The organism is Micromonospora sp. CPCC 206060 (genome assembly GCF_036906895.1).
Lineage (GTDB): Bacteria > Actinomycetota > Actinomycetes > Mycobacteriales > Micromonosporaceae > Micromonospora.
In genome coordinates, this window is record NZ_JBAKHU010000166.1 from 1 (window position 1) to 3,710 (window position 3,710).

Genomic DNA, 3,710 nt, shown 5'->3' on the forward strand with positions numbered 1-3,710 from the left:
TGGCCGCCTCACGTCTACGCCAAACCGGCTCTGAGCTGCAGGTCTGCCGTACACCACTCTGCCGGACGCAACTCACCGGCTCTCCCGCGCCGGCACCCGGCAGATCAACCGAGTGCTACACATCATGGCCACCGTCCAGCTACGCAACCCCACCGAAGGCCGCGCCTACTTCGACCGGAAGAAAGCCTCCGGCAAGACATCGATGGAAGCGATGCGGGCACTGAAACGACGCCTGTCCGACATCGTCTACCGAACCATGATCAACGACGCCACAGCCGCCACGGCGACGGGCCCGGGAGGACAACGGGGAACGGCAACTGACTCCAGCGCGACCAGCTCACATCCCCATGCCAGCTCTTCGGAGAAGTCACTTCCCGGACCCGCCGCCACCCAGCATAGAACCCTGCTCCCGACAGCGTCTTGACACAGAGGGGAGCCAGAAGCGGACACCGCCTTGCCGCTGGTTGTTCAGCAGTACGTCAGCGCTGGTGGCAGGGGCCGAGCCGGCCTGGGCGAACGCATCCCGTTGACAACATCACTCGCATCTCAATACGCTTAACATGTTCGTTAAGTGAAGGGAGGCTTCGGTTGGCTGGCTCCGACCAGCTCAGCGCGGTGTTCTCGGCGCTCGCTGACCCGACTCGACGGGCGATCCTGGCCGAGCTGGCCGAACGCGACGCCACGGTCACAGAGCTCACCGCTCCTCTGTCGATCTCGATGCCAGCGGTGTCACGGCACCTGAAGGTGCTCGAGCGCGCCGCGCTCATCTCGCGGTCACGGTCGGGCAAGTGGCGCGCGAGCCACCTCGAAGCTGCCCCGCTGCGCGAGGCGGCCGACTGGATCGAGCGCTACCGGCGGTTCTGGGACTCGTCCCTCACCCGCCTCGATGCCCACCTCGCCGCGGTGCAGGCCGCCGGACGGGCAACGGACCGGATGGCCGACGACCCCAGGGAGCTCGAATGAAAACGGAAACTCCGCAGCTCGTCATCTCTCGCGTGTTCGACGCGCCGCGGGAGCTCGTCTACCGAGCCTTCACCGATCCCGACCACCTAGCGGCGTGGTGGGGCCCGACCGGCAACTCACTGCCGCGCGACGAGATCGAGTTCGACGTACGCCCCGGCGGCTTTCAACGGTGGACGGAGGTCAATGCAGCCGAACCCGAGCTTCGCGTGCACATCCACGTCGACCTCAAAGACGTCGCCGACGGCGAACTACTCGAAGGCGTCATGCACGTCAGTGGCCGGCTGCAGGAGGGCATCGAGCCGTTCGAGACGAGACTCCGGGTCGAGTTCCACGACGAGGCTGACGGACGGACGCGACTGGAGATCCGCCAGTGGCTCCCCGAACATCTGGCGCACCCCAGCGAGGAGGGTTGGCGCCAGGCGTTCACCAAGCTGGACGCCACGCTGATGAATGTCCAGGCTGTTGCAGCTGATCATCGAGAGGTAGAGGTATGGCAAAGCTGATCTACGTGACGAACGTGTCGCTTGACGGCTACATCGAGGACGAACGCGGCGCGTTCGACTGGTTCCCACCCGACGACGAGGTATTCGCGTTCACCACCGACCTCCTGCGGTCCGTGGGCACGTTTCTCTACGGGCGGCGACTGTACGAGGCGATGGCCGTCTGGGAGACCGACGCCGCTCTGGCCGCGCAGTCCGACCTCACGGCCGACTTCGCGACCGCCTGGCAGGCGGCGAGCAAAGTCGTGTACTCCACGACCCTCGCCGCGGTGTCAACTGCCGACACCCGACTCGAACGCCTTTTCGACCCCGCCGCGGTACAGGAACTGAAGGCCACGGCCAGCAGCGATCTCACCGTGGGAGGTGCGAACCTCGCGACGCAGGCTTTCAAGGCCGGGCTGGTCGACGAGTGCCAGCTGTTCATCTGGCCCGTGGTCGTCGGCGGGGGCAAGCCAGGGCTGCCGACCGGCATGCGCGCCGACCTTGAGCTCCTCGATGAGCGCCGATTCCGAAACGGCGTCGTACACCTCCGCTACCGCGCTCTCGGGCAGTGCACGACAGCCCTGTCCGGTTCGCCTGCGCTTGCATGACACGCGGAGCGCTGACGACCGATTCGGCCGGTTGAGGTCGCGCGTCACGAACTCGGGTTGCGTCAAGTCGCAGTGTGCGGAGGCGTCAACCGCCGCGTCGGGACACGGTGGCGCAGTAGCGAACCTCAGTCAGGGGAATGCCCCTGCGGCAAATGAGGACGTCCAAGGACTTGACCCCGCAACTCTGGGGAGGGATGGCCTATGCCGCCCCTGGGCCCATGTTGAGCGAGCCCTTCGCTGACCGCCGGAGCCGCCGTACGTTGCGGTGATCTTCACGTCCACCCGCACGGATGGCGACTGCGGATATGCGGCGATGGCCACGTCCATGGAGGCCCTCGCCAAGGAACAACCCGGGTTCTTGGGCATCGAGGCTGCGAGGGACGGCGTAGGGATCATCATGTCCTACTGAACGGATCAAAAGCGGCGTGCGGCTGGAAGCAGGTGACCGCGCATCGAGTTGCTCAGCGACGCGGTCGCGAAGTTTGGTACGAGGACTACCGCGTACGAGAGGCTACGGTTGAGCGCGAGTACAGCATGTGATCGTCATAGCTCGATGGCGATCTGATCGAGGAATCTCCGTGTATTCCCGACGCGTCGCCGGTGGGGCTCATCCGCCCGGAGGTTGAGGTTGTCGACGACGTCGGCGGGCGCTGAGGAGACCATCGACGTCGTGCTCGATGGCACAGACCGCAGGTGCCGGCTCTTGGCGCGTGCAGGTCACGCGGTTGCGGTGTTAGCGTGAACGCGTGACGGTCGACCTCTTCGCGGGGCTTCCGGTGAGCGACTACCGGCGCGCGCTCACTTGGTACGAGCGGCTGCTGGGCTCCAAACCCGCGTTCCTCCCGAACGCGACGGAGGCGGTGTGGGAGCTTGCCGAGCACCGATACCTCTACATTGAGGAGTTGCCCGAGCGCGCCGGCCATGCACTGCACACGGTGTTCGTCGACGACCTCGATGAGCGCGTCGAGAGCATCGGCGCCCGAGGAATCGAGCCCGCCTCACGCGAGACGTACGGGAACGGTGTGCGCAAGGTGATCTACCGCGACCCCGACGGCAACGAGATCGGCTTCGGCGGCGCCCCGCTCGAGTGACGGCGCGTCCGGCCCGCGGCAGATGAGTGCGGGCCCGCGCGGGGGTTGTCAGTGACAGGCACTGGAGGCGTGGGCGTCAGGCACAATTCCCCGGTGGTGTCCGACTTCGGAATCGCTGGGTATCAGCCACGTTGGCTCAACGGAGTCAACGAGGTCGGCCTGTGTCGATCCATCGACACGTATCCCCATGCCTGCGGTAGTCGGGTCGCGATGGAGGGGGCACGTCGTTCTCTTGGTGACGGAGGCCCCGATGGTAGGGCGGCGGGCACGGTCGGACCCTGGCGACGTCCTGTCGGTCTGCCCCCGTTTACCCCCGAAAACCCTCACCTGCAGTTGACAACCAGTGACAAGAGGCGATCGGTTTCTGACCGTGTCTGTGCAGCTCAGCGCTTATTTGGTGAATCAAGGCCCTTTCGCCGTTACGTCTCACAATTCATCACGTACGCTCGTACTGCTGAACTTTGCGTGTAGGGTGCCAAAACTAAGTTCCGGTTGCTGACCTGTGTGGTTCCCCTCGTAACGTGGAGGCCAGGACTTGAGGGATAGAGGCTCATGGCTGAAACGAG

4 protein-coding genes are annotated in these 3,710 nt (G+C 65.3%); all 4 read left to right on the forward strand.

Annotated elements, in window-relative coordinates:
- Window positions 1–588 precede the first annotated feature (588 nt).
- The 4 genes from V6U90_RS32740 (at window position 589) to V6U90_RS32755 (ending at window position 3,144) form a co-directional block, all read left to right on the forward strand.
- On the forward strand, window positions 589–963 hold the full coding sequence (locus V6U90_RS32740; RefSeq protein ID WP_334444944.1) for an ArsR/SmtB family transcription factor: 375 nt from the start codon (window positions 589–591) through the stop codon (window positions 961–963).
- Window positions 960–1,466, forward strand: a complete 507-nt coding sequence (locus V6U90_RS32745) for an SRPBCC family protein (RefSeq protein ID WP_334444946.1) — start codon at window positions 960–962, stop codon at window positions 1,464–1,466. The genes V6U90_RS32740 and V6U90_RS32745 overlap by 4 nt, the downstream gene beginning before the upstream one ends.
- Window positions 1,454–2,053 carry a dihydrofolate reductase family protein gene (locus V6U90_RS32750; RefSeq protein ID WP_334444948.1) on the forward strand — a complete coding sequence of 200 codons (600 nt, stop codon included), beginning with the start codon at window positions 1,454–1,456 and terminating at the stop codon, window positions 2,051–2,053. Before V6U90_RS32745 ends, V6U90_RS32750 begins: the two co-directional genes overlap by 13 nt.
- 746 nt (window positions 2,054–2,799) lie before the next feature.
- Window positions 2,800–3,144 (forward strand): VOC family protein, encoded by a 345-nt coding sequence (locus V6U90_RS32755; RefSeq protein WP_334444950.1) that lies wholly within the window; start codon window positions 2,800–2,802, stop codon window positions 3,142–3,144.
- Window positions 3,145–3,710: the final 566 nt, after the last annotated feature.